14 protein-coding genes are annotated in these 14,905 nt (G+C 72.7%); 4 read left to right on the forward strand and 10 right to left on the reverse strand.

Annotated elements, in window-relative coordinates:
- Window positions 1-59: 59 nt before the first annotated feature.
- Window positions 60-584 carry a hypothetical protein gene (locus LUU90_RS15515; protein WP_275004395.1) on the forward strand — a complete coding sequence of 175 codons (525 nt, stop codon included), beginning with the start codon at window positions 60-62 and terminating at the stop codon, window positions 582-584.
- A complete protein-coding gene (locus tag LUU90_RS15520) occupies window positions 559-1,389 on the forward strand; it encodes an alpha/beta fold hydrolase (RefSeq protein ID WP_275004396.1) in 831 nt (276 codons plus the stop codon). Before LUU90_RS15515 ends, LUU90_RS15520 begins: the two co-directional genes overlap by 26 nt.
- A 34-nt stretch (window positions 1,390-1,423) precedes the next feature.
- On the opposite strand, the gene LUU90_RS15525 is transcribed toward LUU90_RS15520, so the two are convergent.
- Entirely contained in the window at window positions 1,424-1,900 is a 477-nt protein-coding gene (locus LUU90_RS15525) for an ANTAR domain-containing protein (RefSeq protein ID WP_275004397.1), read from the reverse strand.
- 124 nt (window positions 1,901-2,024) lie between these two features.
- On the opposite strand from LUU90_RS15525, the gene LUU90_RS15530 reads away from it, so the two are divergent.
- Window positions 2,025-2,519, forward strand: a complete 495-nt coding sequence (locus LUU90_RS15530; RefSeq protein WP_275004399.1) for a heme-degrading domain-containing protein — start codon at window positions 2,025-2,027, stop codon at window positions 2,517-2,519.
- 96 nt (window positions 2,520-2,615) lie between these two features.
- On the opposite strand, the gene LUU90_RS15535 is transcribed toward LUU90_RS15530, so the two are convergent.
- The 9 genes from LUU90_RS15535 to recQ all read right to left on the reverse strand — a co-directional run bounded on the left by LUU90_RS15535 (window position 2,616) and on the right by recQ (window position 12,220).
- Window positions 2,616-3,263 carry an RICIN domain-containing protein gene (locus LUU90_RS15535; protein WP_275004400.1) on the reverse strand — a complete coding sequence of 216 codons (648 nt, stop codon included), beginning with the start codon at window positions 3,261-3,263 and terminating at the stop codon, window positions 2,616-2,618.
- A gap of 136 nt (window positions 3,264-3,399) precedes the next feature.
- Window positions 3,400-4,044, reverse strand: a complete 645-nt coding sequence (locus LUU90_RS15540; RefSeq protein WP_275004402.1) for a hypothetical protein — start codon at window positions 4,042-4,044, stop codon at window positions 3,400-3,402.
- Window positions 4,045-4,063: 19 nt separating this feature from the next.
- On the reverse strand, window positions 4,064-4,366 hold the full coding sequence (locus LUU90_RS15545; RefSeq protein WP_275004403.1) for a hypothetical protein: 303 nt from the start codon (window positions 4,364-4,366) through the stop codon (window positions 4,064-4,066).
- Between the two features lie 110 nt (window positions 4,367-4,476).
- On the reverse strand, window positions 4,477-5,955 hold the full coding sequence (locus LUU90_RS15550; RefSeq protein WP_275004404.1) for an aldehyde dehydrogenase (NADP(+)): 1,479 nt from the start codon (window positions 5,953-5,955) through the stop codon (window positions 4,477-4,479).
- Window positions 5,946-7,082: a mandelate racemase/muconate lactonizing enzyme family protein gene (locus LUU90_RS15555; protein ID WP_275004405.1), complete on the reverse strand. Its 1,137-nt coding sequence runs from the start codon at window positions 7,080-7,082 to the stop codon at window positions 5,946-5,948. Before LUU90_RS15555 ends, LUU90_RS15550 begins: the two co-directional genes overlap by 10 nt.
- Complete coding sequence (locus LUU90_RS15560; protein WP_275004406.1) at window positions 7,079-8,089, reverse strand: dihydrodipicolinate synthase family protein; 1,011 nt, start codon at window positions 8,087-8,089, stop codon at window positions 7,079-7,081. The genes LUU90_RS15555 and LUU90_RS15560 overlap by 4 nt, the downstream gene beginning before the upstream one ends.
- Complete coding sequence (locus tag LUU90_RS15565; protein ID WP_275004407.1) at window positions 8,086-9,435, reverse strand: MFS transporter; 1,350 nt, start codon at window positions 9,433-9,435, stop codon at window positions 8,086-8,088. Before LUU90_RS15565 ends, LUU90_RS15560 begins: the two co-directional genes overlap by 4 nt.
- Before the next feature lie 153 nt (window positions 9,436-9,588).
- Entirely contained in the window at window positions 9,589-10,260 is a 672-nt protein-coding gene (locus tag LUU90_RS15570) for a GntR family transcriptional regulator (protein WP_275004459.1), read from the reverse strand.
- Window positions 10,261-10,363: 103 nt separating this feature from the next.
- Entirely contained in the window at window positions 10,364-12,220 is a 1,857-nt protein-coding gene (gene recQ / locus LUU90_RS15575) for a DNA helicase RecQ (RefSeq protein ID WP_275004408.1), read from the reverse strand.
- A 122-nt stretch (window positions 12,221-12,342) separates the two neighbouring features.
- On the opposite strand from recQ, the gene LUU90_RS15580 reads away from it, so the two are divergent.
- Entirely contained in the window at window positions 12,343-14,856 is a 2,514-nt protein-coding gene (locus tag LUU90_RS15580; protein ID WP_275004409.1) for a DUF1963 domain-containing protein, read from the forward strand.
- Window positions 14,857-14,905: the final 49 nt, after the last annotated feature.

A 14,905-nucleotide genomic window follows, 5' to 3' on the forward strand; every position in this document is an offset into this window, starting at 1 on the left:
CACGGGACAGGCGATGGCTACTTGACAGACGGTGGCAAGTACTTGCTACCGTCTGTCAAGTGAGCACAGAGGAGCACGTAGCGCTGGCCGGCGAGCTGCTGAGCCTGGTCGAGCGCCGGATCATCGACCCGCTGGAGATCCTGTTCGGCTCGGACGACCCGGATGGTGCGGACGGTGCGCACCGGGTGAACGACGTGGTCGCGCCCGTCAGGGAACGAGCACGCATCGAGGCCGAGGTGTGGGCCGCGCAGCTGTTGGGGAGGGACGAGCGGCTCGCGGGACGCACCGCGGCACGGCTGATCGCCTCGCTCTTTCCCGCCGACGGCCCGTTCGACCCGCCCGACGAGTGGTGGAGCACGGCCTTCGGCCGGGTGGTCGCCCAGCGGATCGGGCATCCGGGCCGGACGGCGGTGTCGTTCGCCGTGGCGGGGGCGATGCTCGGCATCACCCGGCAGGGGGTGCACGACCTCGTCAAGCGCGCGAAGCTCGCCCGCCACCCCGACGGCGGAGTGACCACCGCGTCGGTCCAGGCGCGACTCAACCAGCCGAAGGGGTTCCATGTCGCACGACGTGACGGTCACTGACCACGAGATCCCGATCGCGGTACGGGACTCCGGCACGGACGGCCGGCCCGTCCTCCTGCTCCACGGTCTCGGCGGCACGCTGGAGGCGTGGACGCAGCTGGACCTCGGCGGGTGCCGGACCGTGGCCATGGATCTGCGCGGCCACGGTCTGTCCGGTGACGGACCCTGGGAGTGGGAGCGGGCCCTGGACGACGTCGAGGCGGTGGTGCGGAGCCTTGGCCTGGGCGACCCCGCGGTCGTCGGGCACTCGCTCGGCGGCATGCTCGCCGTGCAGTGGGCCCTGCGTCATCCGGACTGCCCCGCCGTCGTGGACCTGGACGGGCTGAGGTCCGCGGAGAGCGACGTGGAAAACTATCCGGGGATGGATCCCGCCATGCGGGACCAGGAGCTGGCGAACCTGAAGGCCGCCTTCGACGCCCAGGCCATGGCGATGGACCGGCCACTGCCGCCCGAGCTGCGGGCGATGTTCCCGCAGCGGGCGCTGGTCGAGCGGGACGGGCAGACCTACGGCAGGCCCGCCGCACGGCTCCTGGAGGAGGTCCGGTACACGCCCGAGTTCCGGGACACGATCCCCCTGCTGCGTCAGGTCGCCTGCCCGACCCTCGTGGTGATCCCGACCCATGACCCGCCCGGGATGCCGGGCGGGGACCTGATGGAGGCGTTCCGGCGGGGTATCCGCCGCGACCTCGCCGGGCTGCCGGACCACATCCAGGTCAGGGAGCTGGAGGCGAGCCACGGCATGCTCGCCGAGCGGCCCCGGGAGCTCGGCGACCTCATCGCCGGGTTCCTCCGTGCGGGCGGCTGAGCGGTCCGCCGCGGCTGTTCAAGCCGTCGAGCCGTCAGGCCGCCTGGTGGGCCGAGGACAGGGCAGGCTGGGGCTCGGTGACGGGCTCGCCGGCCTGCTCGGGGCCTTCGTCAGCGCCCCGGCCAGGGCCCTCGGCAAGGTTCTGACCCGCGCCCGGACCGGCGTCCTGCGGGTGCTCCAGCGGCCGGACGCAGTCCAGCGCGTGCGCCAGCGTGTGCTGCGTGATGCCGCCGTGGTCGACTTCCTCCTGCAGCGCGGTCATGACCTGGTCGGCCGCCACACGCACCGGGATCTGGGCCTTGTCGGCGGCGTCGAGCAGGATCTGGGCGGCCTGGTCCTCGTCGCAGCGACGCGCCACCACGACCACGCTCTTGGCCCGTTCGATCATCGCCTCGCCGAGAAGGGCAGGGGAGACGAGCTCGTCCACCCGGTCGGGACGGTCGCTGTCGAAGCCGAAGCCACCCCCGACGTCGTCGGCGAAGGTGCTACGAGGCTGGTTGACGGATGACATGTGAACCTCCCAGATCCCCTGCGGACCTGGAGCCACTTCATGACTCCCGAGTTCCTGAGTATAGAGCGCTTCGGACGATTCGGACAGGGCCTCATCGTTCGGCAGCATTCGGCAGTATGGGGGTATGAGTTCATCAGATGTCAAAACGGACCTCGCCTCCACCATCGCCGAGGTCGAGGCCCAGGAGGCCGAGCTGGTCCTGACCACGTTCACGCACGAGGAGGCCTGGCGCCTGGGCGCCCGGCTCGTCGAGCTGGCGACCGAGCGCGATCTGCCGGTGGCCGTGGACATCCGCAAGGGCACACAGCAGGTGTTCCACGCGGCGCGGCCCGGCACGACCCCGGACAACGACTCCTGGATCAAGCGCAAGGTGCGGGTGGTCTACCGGTTCGGGGCGTCGTCGTACCTGGTGGGGCTGCGGGCCAGGGCGAAGGGGAAGGACTTCAACGCCGACCAGGGCCTGCTGTTCCAGGAGTACGCCGCGCACGGTGGGGCCTTCCCGGTGCGCGTCGCGGGCGTCGGCATCGTCGGCGTCGTCACCGTGTCAGGCCTGGCGCAGCAGGACGACCACGCTCTCGTGGTGGAGGCGCTGCGTGAGCTGGTGGCGCCCCAGATGTGACACCTGATATGTGACACCTGGCGACCGCCGACCCGCGGTGGTCCGTCTCGGCTCGGGCTCGGCTCGGGCTCGGCTCGGGCTCGGCTTGGTCTCGGCTCACCCCGAGACGGACCACCGCTGGTTGTCCCCGGCGTGGCAGTCGTACACGATCACCGGCGTCTCGTTGTCGGTGGCCGCGCCGGAGACGTCCAGGCACAGTCCCGTGGCCGCGTTGCGCACCGTGCCGTCGGCCTGCGGTGCCCACTGCTGGTTCGCGCCGCCGTGGCAGGTCCAGATCGTCACCGCGGCCCCGGACGTCCCGCCGCTCGGGTCGTCCAGGCACATGGAGCCGAGGGCGCGCAGCTCCCCGGAGGGGGACGCGGTCCACTGCTGGCTCGCGGTGTCGTTGCAGTCGTAGAGCTGCAGCGCGGCGCCGTCCGTGGCCGTGCCACCGGGGATGTCGAGGCACCGGCCGGACGCCACGCCCTGGAGCGTCACCACCGCCGGAGCGGGTGGGGTCGCGCTCGGGGTGGGTGACGGGTCCGGGCTCGCCGAGGCGCGCGGGCCCGGCGCCGGCGAGCTCGCGGACGCCGACGGGGACGTCGACGGGGACACCGACGCGTCGGCCGCCCCCTGTGGGTCGGAGGCGTCCCGCGTCAGCACCCACACCGTGCCGATCACCGCCGCGAGCGCCAGGACCACGGCGAGCGCCCCTACGAGCATCCCGGCGGACAGGCGGCGGCGCGGTGTGACGTGGTCGTACATCCTGACGTTTCCTTTCGGGCCCTGACGTCGTTCGCGCGGGCCAGCCGCACCCTACTGCGTCGTCCGCGCGGGTAGGTTCGACCAGGAGACCAGGCGAGCAACGCGTCGAGACAGGGTGGTCGAGACGCCGGAAGGCTCAGGACCCGCTGCCCACCACGACGTCCCGCACCCAGGCGGAGCCTTCCGGACGGAAGCCGACGCTCCGCAGGTACGCGAGCTCCCCGGGTCCGGCCTGCGGCACGACGACGCGGTCGAACCCCTTGCCCGCGAAGATCCCGCTGCGCCGGTACACGAACTCGCCGGGCGTGAAGTCGCGGAACCGCTTCGTCACCCAGTCGAGCTCGACGACGCCGACTCCGTCGCCGGCGTCGCGCACCTCGACCACGCCGACCGTCTCGTCGCCGCGCTGCACGAGGAACGCCGACCGTTCCTCTCCGGGCTCCGGCACGGCCACGAACTCCGGCGCGACGCTCGCGATGTCGGCGGCATGGGTGCGCAGGACGTGCAGCAGGTAGGCGTCGTCGGGCGCCACCTCGACGACCTCGTACACCGCGGCGTCGTGGCGCTCCCGGTTGAGCCGCAACAGCCAGTAGATGTTGATGAGGCTGATCGCGGCGTTCATGGCGGCGAACGGCCAGATCCCGAGGAGCGCGTTGTAGGTGGTCGCGACGAGGGAGCCGATCAGGTTGAGCCAGCGGAAGCGGAGTACGCGTGCCTGCGTCAGGGACAGGACGACGAGGACGGAGCCGACCCACCCGGCGATCTCGAGCCAGGGAAACATGCCCCGACCCTAGGCGCACTCACCAGGACCAGCCGCGCGAGCTGAGCTCCAGCTCCTCCCGCAGCCGTTCGCCCGCCGCGGCGCGCTCGTCCGCACGCAGCGGCGCCGGACCCGTCGGCAGGCCCGCGAGCCGGCACGCCTCGCGCAGCAGCGCGTCGTACGCGCTCTGGACGGCGAACCAGTGATGGGCCCGCGCGTACACGTCGGGGTCCTCCTCGACGCGGCGCAGCTCCGCCGCGAGCTCGCCGAGCCGGACCTGCAGGCGCAGCGTCACCAGCGGGTCCGGCGCGCGTGCCGCACGCGGTAGGAAGTTCCAGGTCATGACGCGTCACCGCCACGTCGTCGTCGCAGTGCTGGGGACATGTCCAGCGTAGGTCCGCGGGGCCGCCACGGCTACGTGACGGCCCCGCGGATCCGGTCGGCGTCGCGGTGTCAGCTACCCCCGGGCAGGACCAACGTGCCGTCGATCCGCACCGGGACGACCGGGGGACCGTCCCGCAGCTCCCGGGGGAGCGCGTGGTGGGGCGCCTGCTGCCACGCGAGCGGCCGCAGGAACCTACGGATCGCCGTGGCACCCACGGAGGTGTGCAGCGTGTTGGTCGACGGCCACGGACCGCCGTGGTGCTGCGCCCAGCTCACGGCGACGCCGGTCGGGTAGCCGTCGTACAGCACGCGTCCGGCCCGCGCCGTGAGCACAGCCCGTGTCGCGGGCAGGTCGCGGTCGTCCTCACCGGCGGTGAGGATGCTCGCGGTGAGCGACCCCTCCACCTGCTCGACGACGGTGACCGCCTCGGCGTCGGAGTCGTACCGGACGACGACGGCGAGCGGGCCGAAGCACTCCTCGACGAGCTGTGGCGTGAGCGATCCGGCGGTGACCTCCAGCAGAGCCGGCCGGGTGGCTCCCGGGCCGGCGCTGCTCCCGCGGGCCCGGACGGCGGCCTCCGAGGTGCGGGCCGTGACGCCCTGCTCGTACGCCGACGCCATGCCCGCGGTCAGCGCGGGCCGGGCGGAGGTCTGCTCGATCACCTCGGCCAGAGCCGCCACCAGCCGATCTCCTGCCTGGCCTGCCGGGACGAGCACGAGCCCTGGCTTGGTGCAGAACTGGCCGCCGCCCTGGAGCACCGAGGCGGCGAGACCCGTGCCGTAGCCGTCGGCGTTCGTCCGCGCCGCGCTCGGCGTGACGAGCACGGGGTTGATGCTGCTGAGCTCCCCGTAGAACGGGATCGGCGTGGGACGCGCCGCCGCCGCGTCGGCGAGCGCCCGCCCACCGCCGAGCGAGCCCGTGAAGCCCGCGGCCCGGACCGCCGGATGGGACACGAGCAGCAGGCCCGCGTCGAAACCGTGCACGAGCGCGATGGTGCCCCGCGGCGCGCCGCAGAGGGCGACGGCCCGCTCCGCGAGCCGGGCGACACGTTCCGACGTCGCCGGGTGCCCCGGGTGCGCCTTCACGACGACGGGGTTGCCGGCGGCGAGCGCCGACGCCGTGTCACCGCCGAGCACCGAGAACGCGAACGGGAAGTTGCTCGCCGCGTACACGGCCACGGGTCCGATGGGCACCAGCATCCGGCGCAGGTCGGGTCGGGGGCCCATCGGGGTGGGGCCCGCGTGGTCGATGGTCGCCTCGAGATAGCCGCCGTCGCGTACGACGTCGGCGAAGAAGCGCAGCTGGAACGCCGTCCGGGTGAGCTCCCCGCCGAGGCGTTCCCGGCCGAGGGCGGTCTCCCGGTCGGCCTCCGCGACGAGTGCCTCCCGGTCGTCGTCCAGTGCGTCGGCGAGCGCCTCCAGGAGCTCCGCACGGCGCTCGCGCGGCCAGGCGGCGAGCACGTCCGCTGCCGTTGCCGCGTGCTGCAGGAGCGCCGCGAGGTCGTCCGGGCCGGTCTCCCGCGGTGCGGGGCTTCGGGTCACATCCATGCCGTCGACCCGTCCGCTCGCACGGGGACCTTGCGTTCCCAGTGCACCCAGTCGTCCTGGGTCAGCGCCGCCTCGTCGATCTCGATGCCCCAGCCGGGTCTGTCAGGCCGCAGCTCGAGATGCCCGTCCACGGGGACGTAGGGGTCGTGGCACCACGACACCTCGTCGGGCTTGTACTCCAGCACCGAGAAGTTCCACGTCGCCGCGGCGAAGTGCACGTTGGCCGCCGTCGCGAGCGGGCCGAGCGGGTTGTGCGGGGCGACGGGGACGTCGTGCGCCTCGGCCAGGGTGGCGATCTTGCGCATCTGCGTCAGCCCGCCGACGACGCAGATGTCGGGCTGGATGATGTCGGCGCCCTGCACGCTCAGCAGGCCGAGGAACTCGTTCGGCGAGTACAGCGACTCCCCGGTCGCGAACGGGACCGTCATCTCCGCGCGGATCCGTCCCCACGCAGGGAGGTACTCGGGACGGATCGGCTCCTCGAGGAACATCGGCTCGTTCGGCGCCAGCGCCGCGGCGAGCTCGACCGCCTGCCGTGGCTCCCAGAGGCAGCCGTGCGCGTCGAACGCGAACTCCCACTCGTCGGGATGCGCCTCGCGGATGTCCCCGAACCAGTCGCCGAGCTCGCGCGCGACGAGCCCGAACCGAGACCGGTGCAGGTCGCGCCGGTAGGGGCTCAGCTTGAAGGCGTCGACGCCGAGCGTCGCGTGCAGCTCGGCGGTGCGGTCCCGCAGCTCGGCGACGTCGGGGGCGGAGTAGAGGCCCGCGTAGACGCGGACCCGGTCCCGCACCCGGCCGCCGAGCAGCTGGTACACGGGCACCCCTGCCGCCTTCGCCGCGATGTCCCAGAGCGCGTGGTCCACCGCGGCGATGGCGGCGAGGCCGAGCGCCCCCTGCGGGAACCGCGCCGACTGGTGCAGCAGCTGGTTCACGAAGGCGACGCGGGACGCGTCGATCCCCGCGATCTGGTCGGCGATGAACTCGATGATCGCCGGGTAGGCCAGATCAGGGCCGTGGTTGTAGATCTCCGCCCAGCCGTCGATACCGTCGTCGGTGGTGATCCGCAGCAGGACACGCGGACGGTCGCCGACGCGCTGCAGGTAGGTGGTGAGCCGGTCGATCTTCATGCGCGAACCTTCCGGTCGTTGCTGGTTGAGCTCTCGCTGTTCCGGTCGTTGCTGTTCCGGTCCTCGCTGTTCCAGTCCTCGAGGATGCGCGCGACGTCCGCCCGGTCGGCGTCCGGCAGCGTCGTGCTCGGGGGCCGGACCGACCGGTCGCACAGGCCCAGCTGGTGCATGGCCTCCTTCACCACCGAGACGTTGTCCGCCGACCGGTCCCGCGCCCGCAGCTGCTCGAACTGGCGGATGCGGCGCCACACGGCCGCTGCACGCGTCGTGTCGTCCTGCCGCAGCGCGTCCAGGAGACCGAACGAGATCTCCGGTGCCACGTTCACCAGGCCGGACGTGAACGCCCGCGCACCCGCCTGCCACGCCGACGGCGCGTACGACTCCGCCAGGCCCGCTATCCAGAGCAGGTCGGCGTCGGTCGCCTGCACCGTCTCGGCGAAGGCGACGGGATCGGGCACCGAGTACTTCACCCCGACGACGTTGGGTGCCTCCTGGGTGAGCGCCGCGATGTCTGCGCCCCGGATCGCCGGCGAGCTCACGTACGGCAGGACCGCGAGACGTGGCACGGCGCTCGCGACCGCTGCCGTGTACTCGACCCATCCCCGGCGGGACATGTACGGGAGGACCGGCTGGTGCACCATGATCGCGTGTGCGCCGAGCTCGGCGGCGTGCCGGGCCTCCGCTCGTGCCGTCGCGGGGTCGAGCCCCACGCCCACGATGACCACGGCGCGGTCGCCGGCGACGTCGGTCACGGTGCGTGCGACGTCCGCACGCTCTCGTGGCGACAGCGCGTAGAACTCACCGGTGTTGCCGTTGGGCGTGATCGCCTCGAGCCCGGACCCGATGAGCCGTTCGGCGAGCTCGGCGGTGAGTGCGAGGTCGACGTCGCCGTCGGGCGCGTACGGGACGACGGGGATGCCGACCACCGTCTCGAGCCGCGCGACGACGTCGCTGTGCCCGGTGCTCCTGTGTCCGGCGCTGGTCTGCCCAGGGGTGTGCCCGGTCATGATTCTCCGTTCTGCGAGGGGATGACGGCGTCCTGCCGGGTGTCGAGCTGCTGGACCGGCTTGATGCGCACCCAGAAGCCGTAGATCGCGGCGCTCACGAGGCAGCTGACCGCCGCGAGCACGAGGGGCCACTGGTAGGAGCCGCCGGAGGCCGTCAGTGCCAGGCCGATGGCGATGGGGCTGATGAGGTTGCCGACCTGCGACCCGAAGTTCTGGAAGCCGGCCAGGGAACCGACCCGCTCGGGGCTGGGGGAGACCTCGGCGGGCAGGCTGAGGATCGCCGCCCCGGCGAAGGAGTGCGCCGCGCTGGAGACGGTGAGGACCACCATGAGGACGACGTTGCTCTCCACGAACGGGCTGAAGCCGATGCACGCGCTGAGCACGAGGCCCGAGATGATCGGCACCTTGCGGGCGACGTTCGGGGACAGGCCGGACGCGAGCATCCGGTCCGAGACGATCCCGCCCAGCACCGTCGACCCGATGGCGATGACCGCGGGCAGTGCCCCGACCATCCCGAACTCCGCCTCGGTGAACCCACGCTCGTTGAGCAGGTAGCTGGGGTACCAGGTGAGGAAGAACGCGCCGGCGAGCGACCGGAACACGTAGCCGAGCATGAGCGCCCACGTCTGGTTGTCGCGCAGCAGCGCACTCCACCGCACGGGCTCCCCGGAGTGCCGCACCATCTCGGCCTGGTCGGAGCGGATGTGGGCGAGCTCCGCGGCGTTCACACGCCGGTGGTTCTGCGGGGCGCGGTAGATCGCGAGCCAGCCGGCGATCCACAGGATCCCGACCGCGCCGATCGCGACGAAGGTCCATCGCCAGCCCGCGAAGACCGCGATCCACGTGACGATCGGGATCGAGAGGGCGGAGCCGATCTGCTGGCCCATGTCGAACAGGCTGGAGGCGAACGCCCGCTCGCGGCGCGGGAACCAGGTGGAGACCACCTTGATGTTCGCGGGCTGCACGGGTGCCTCGCCGATTCCGAGGCCGAGCCGGAAGACGATCAGGCTGGTGACGCCGGTCGCGAAGGCGGTGAGGGCTGTCCACAGCGACCACCAGCCGACGGCGATCGGGTAGATGACGCGCGGCCCGAACTTGTCCAGGAGCCAGCCGGACGGCACCTGGAACAGCGCGTAGGTCCAGAAGAACGAGGACAGCAGCACGCCCTGCACAGCAGGGCTGATGTGGAAGTCCTCGGAGATGAACGGCAGGGCGACACTGAGCGCCGCCCTGTCGAGATAGGCGATGGTGAGCCCGAGCGCGGAGAACGCGACGATCGTCCAGCGCATCTGGCTTCGCCGGGCGCGCGCCGCGGTGGGCGCGGGCTGCTGAGTACCATTGAGCATCGTTGCTCCTTGTTCATCGATTGGTTGATCGATTGGTTGATCGAGTGGTTCATCGAGTGACGTGCGTGCTCCGTCTCGGAGCACTCGCTTCAGAGGTGCGGCCCGGGAACTTGGCGGTGAACGGGCCGTACCTCGCTGATCAGGTGCGGCGGGTCAGACGGGTTCTCCTCCCTGCCGGAGCCGGTCGAGGAAGCCGGCGATGTGCCGGCGGGTCAGGTCGGCCGCGAGGTCGGCGTCGGACGCCTCCGCGGCCGCCAGGATCTGGGTGTGCTCCTGCGCCTCGTCGCGCCAGCTCGGCTGCCGCGCCCAGGTGGTGACGGCGGCGAGCGCCGCCTGGTCACGCAGGCTCTCCAGGATGCCGACGAGGATCGGGTTGTCCGCCGCCGCCCACAGCGCCGCGTGGAACGCGCGGTTCGCGAGGCTGCGCTGCGCGGGCTCGGTCGTCTCGTCGGCGAGCTCCAGCGCGGCGCGCGCCGGCGTGGTGTCCACGCCGCCCAGCACGCTGCGCCGCGTGGCCTCGGGCTCCAGCAGGAGCCGGGTCTCGTAGATCGCCACCGCGTCCGCCTGCGTGAGCTCGCGCACACGGACCCCGACGTAGGGCCGCACGACGACGAGCCCGCTCATCTCCAGGGTCTTCAGCGCCTCGCGCACCGGAGTCTTCGACATCGCGAGCTCCTGCGCGAGGTCGGCCTCGACCAGCGGCTGTCCGGCGGCCAGGCAGCCGCTGAGGATGCCCTCCTTGATGGTCGCGAGGGCGTGCTCCGTGCGGGAGGGCAGGGCGGTCGGGTGGGGCAGAAGGGGCGGCGTCGTCGGCACGTCGTACATCATATATGAGACCCGAGGGTGTTTCGTGCCGACGCAGTCGGAACCGGCGGGCGAGGCGCGCGGCGCCCGCCGGGGTTTCCCCGCGGCGCTTACCCCGCGGCGGCTACCCCTCCGCGTGCAGCGCCGCCAGGATCCCCTCGCCGTAGCGCTCGAGCTTGGCCTGGCCGACGCCGCTGATCCCGCTCAGCGCATCGAGGTCCGCCGGCTGCTCGGTGGCCACGGCACGCAGCGTCGCGTCGTGGAACACCACGTAGGCGGGCACACCCTGCTCCTTGGCCGTCGCGGCCCGCCAGGCCCGCAACCGTTCGAAGACCGGCTGGTCGGCGTCCGACAGCGGCGCCGCTTCCGGCCGGGTGCCGCCGGAGCGCGCAATCCTGCGCGAACCGCCCGACGCCGGGCGGGGATCACGCCGCAGGCGGACGTCACGCCGCCTGCCCAGCACCTCCGCGCTGGCCTCGGTGAGCATCAGCGTCCCGTGGTTCGAGTCGACCTCCAGCAGCCCCAGGGCCAGGAGCTGGCGCGCCACGGACCGCCACTCAGCCTCCGACAGGTCCTCGCCGACGCCGAACACCGTCAGGCTGTCGTGCCCCCACTGCGTGATCTTCGGCGTGGACTTCCCCCGCAGGATGTCGACCACGTGCCCCACGCCGAACCGCTGGTTGCGCTCGCGGTCCAGGCGGAACACCGCGGACAGCAGCTTCTGCGCCGGAACGGTGCCGTCCCAGGCCTCCGGCGGGTTCTGACAGGTGTCGCACGTGCCGCAGCTCCCGGCGTGGTCCTGGCCGAAGTAGCGCAGCAGCTGGGCGCGGCGGCACTCGACCGTCTCGCACAGCGCGAGCATGGCGTCGAGGTGCGCCGAGAGCTTGCGGCGGTGGGCCAGGTCGCCGTCGGACTCGGCGATCATCTTGCGCTGCTGGACGACGTCGGCCAGGCCGTACGCGAGCCACGCCGTCGACGGCAGGCCGTCGCGGCCCGCGCGCCCGGTCTCCTGGTAGTAGCCCTCCACCGACTTGGGGAGGTCGAGGTGGGCGACGAACCGGACGTCGGGCTTGTCGATGCCCATGCCGAACGCGATGGTCGCGACCATGATCACGCCGTCCTCGCGCAGGAACGTCGACTGGTTCGCCGACCGTACGTGCGCGGGCAGGCCCGCGTGGTACGGCAGGGCGCGGATGCCCTGGTCGGTCAGCTGCTGGGCGGTCTTCTCCACCGACGCGCGCGACAGGCAGTACACGATGCCGGCGTCACCCGGGTGCTCGGTGCGCAGCAGGTCCAGGAGCTGCCGGCCCGGGTTGTCCTTGGGTACGACCCGGTAGGTGATGTTGGGGCGGTCGAAGCTGGCGACGAAGTGCCGGGCCTCGTTCAGGCCGAGGCGGGTGGCGATCTCCTGGCGGGTCTGATGGGTGGCGGTGGCGGTCAGGGCGATGCGCGGCACACCGGGCCAGCGCTCGGCCAGCTCGCTCAGCCGCAGGTAGTCGGGCCGGAAGTCGTGGCCCCACTGGGACACGCAGTGCGCCTCGTCGATGGCGAACAGGGCGATGGTGCCCTGGTCGAGCAGCCGCGCGGTGGACTCGACGCCGAGCCGTTCCGGGGCCAGGTACAGCAGGTCGAGCTCGCCCGAGCGGTAGGCCTGTTCCACCGCGCGACGCTGGTCCGGGTCCTGCGTCGAGTTGAGGAACCCGGCTCGTACGCCCAGCGCGTCGAGCGCGTCCACCTGGTCCTGCATGAGCGCGATCAGCGGCGAGATCACCACGCCTGTGCCGCGCCGGACGAGCGCCGGGATCTGGTAGCACAGCGACTTCCCGCCGCCGGTCGGCATGAGCACGAGCGCGTCGCCGCCGTCGGCAACGGTGTCGATGATCTCCTGCTGCTCCCCGCGGAAGGCGTCGTAGCCGAAGACGTCGCGCAGTACGTCGAGCGCGGTGGCGGTCGGGTGTGCGGCGACGTCCGGAAGAGTCATGGCCGCCAGTGTGCCAGGGACCGCTGACACCGGCGTCCTCGCGTGAGGTCCGGCCTGCGGTGCCGCACGGGCGTGTCAGACCCCGTCCGTAAACTCCCGATATGCACAGATTTGATGGGGAAATGGCAGCTCTGGATGCCGGCATGGACGGGCCGTCCGGCGTGGCCGCCGCGGTGCGGGAGTGTCTCGCGCCGCTGAAGGTGGCGCAGGTCTCCGAGCCGGTGGTCGACTACGTGCTGAACGGCACGGGAGCGGACATCCTGGAGCGCCTCCGCGAGCTGCCACGCGGCGCGGGGATGGTCGCCGAGCCGGGCGGCTACCACCCGGCCGACCTGACGGCGGCCGTCACCGACCTGCACCCCGGATGGACCCGGCAGGAGGCCGAGGCGGCACGGCTCACGGTCTACCGGACCGCGTCGGCCGACGTGCTCGCCCGGTTCGGGCAGGTGCTGCACGCGGCCTCCTCCCGGGCCGTGGAGCACGGTGAGCCGTCCTGGCTGCTCATGCTCGCCCATGACGTGGGGCGGGCGAGCACCGCCACGGACGCGGCCGATGCGGCGGATGTGCGGCTGCGGTGGACCCCGGACGTTGTCACGGAGGTGGCCAGGGCGGGTGACGCGCCCGGCCGGTCGGCCGTGCACGCCACGCTCTCGGCGCTGCTGTACGCGGACTCCCACCACTGGGCGCGCAGCCGCCACCAGATGCTGCGGAGCGACGCGGGCATCGCCTTCCTCGCCCGCCACACCGACGTGCTCGCGGAGGTCGTCACCGGGCTGGAGTTCTACGTCCGAGGCTTCGTGGCAGCCGAGTGCGCGCGCAGCCCGGAAGCGCACGCGACCCTGGCTGCCGAGCTGGCTGTCGACGCGGACGCCGGCGTCCGTGCGCAGGCGCTGGCCACGCTGTCCCAGCTCGACGGGCGCAGGCAGGTCGACGCGCTGCGGCGGCACCTGCGGACCGCCCCGCCGAACCGGCTGTCCGACGCCGTCGCCCACCTGGGCGACCTCGGCGGCGTCGTGGCGATCGAGGAGGCCCTGGCCGGCGGTGACGGCGACGTCACGGGCGACGGCGGGCCGCTGGACCCGGTGCGAGAGCGGTTGCTGCGCCGGGCCGTCTTCCGCGTGCGAGTGCTGCGTGCGGCCGAGGCGGTCGTCCCCCTGCCTCCCGTCCTGGCGCCCCAGGGCGCGGGCCTCGCGGAGGAGCTGAGCACCCTGCGCACCTTGCCGCCAGGGAGCGGGCAGGACGCGGACCGCGCCTGGCAGGTCGCCGGCGGTCGGTCGGCGCTGCTGCCCGACGTGCGCGCCCTGCGTGACGCGCGTCGCGCCGCCGGGTCGGCCGACGCGGACCGGTGGGTGGCCGAGCTCCTGGTCACCCGCACGAACGGCCGGGGCCGGAAGGTCGGCGCCACCCTGACGCCCGAGGACGCCGAGCGCTGGTGGCCGCTGTTCGCCGAACGCCTCGACCTCGCGGACGAGTACCTCGACGGCGGCGACGGGAAGCGGCACCGGGACGAGGCCGCCGTCGACACGACGACGATGATCCTGACGATCCTCGAACGGTTCCCCGCGGCCCCTGAGCCGCTGGTCCCGCGGTTGACCTCGTTCGCGCTGGGCGCGAACCGCCACCGCCTGCCGGCCCGCCGGGTGCTCGGTGACCACCCGGGTGCCCGGGCGGCGGCGAGGGCCGCGCTGTCCGACGGCGACGCGAGGACACGCTCGTCCGCCGCCGAGTGGCTGACGGAGCTGGGTGAGCCGGGAGTGGTCGGACCGGAGCCGGGATGGGAGTTCGGTGCCGGGGTGCTGCCCGCGCCGGTCCGGACCTTGCCCGCGTCGACGCTGTGGTGGCTGGACCGGTTCCGGGAGCAGGCGCTCGACCGGGGCGTCCCGAAGGATGACGTCGACCGGTGGCTCGGGCTCGCGCGCCCGGCGCTGCGTACGGCGCCGGACGGCGGCGGGCCGGTCGTCGGCCGGCTCGGCGGCCCGCTGCTGCTCCCGCCGGACATGCCCACCCCTGCCACGGTGTTCGAGCCCGACCACCGCGCCGAGTACCAGCTGATCGTGACTCTCGATCTGGCGGCGATCCCGCCGGGTGCCACCGATCTGCCGCTGCCACCCGACGGACACGTGCTCCTGTTCTCGAACGTCGAGCTGGAGGACGAGCGCCTGTCGGGCACTGCCGTATACGTCCCGGCGGGAACGCCGGTCGAGGAGCGGGAGGTCTCGCTCGACTACGAGACCTACGGTTACGACTCTCCCGAGGAGCTGGACGAGGCGCTGCGGCATACCGACGACCTCCGCCTGGTTCCCGGCGTGTCGCTGCCGTCGTGCCCGCTCGACGCCGAGACCCGTGCCGCGCATCCGCACGCGGAGACGCTGCAGGCCGTCTGGTCCGAGCAGTCCGACGAGGGCGGCGAGTGGCAGCTCGGAGGCTACGCCTACGACTTCGACGGCATGGGGGACCCTGCCCGTGAGTCGGCGGACCAGGAGCCCGGCGAGAACTGCTCCCGCCCGGAGGACTGGGTGGTGCTCGCGCAGTGGGTAGGGGTGCCGATGGGGATCCTGTACTGGACGATCAACCGCCGGGACCTCGAGGTGCGGCGCTTCGACCGTGTGGGCGTGCAGATGTTCGCCAATCCCTGAACGGCTCGGCGTCGGGCTCGACGGGGACCTGGGTATAGAACGCATGTTC

Origin of the sequence: Promicromonospora iranensis, from assembly GCF_028994775.1 — a bacterium.
GTDB lineage: Bacteria > Actinomycetota > Actinomycetes > Actinomycetales > Cellulomonadaceae > Promicromonospora > Promicromonospora iranensis_A.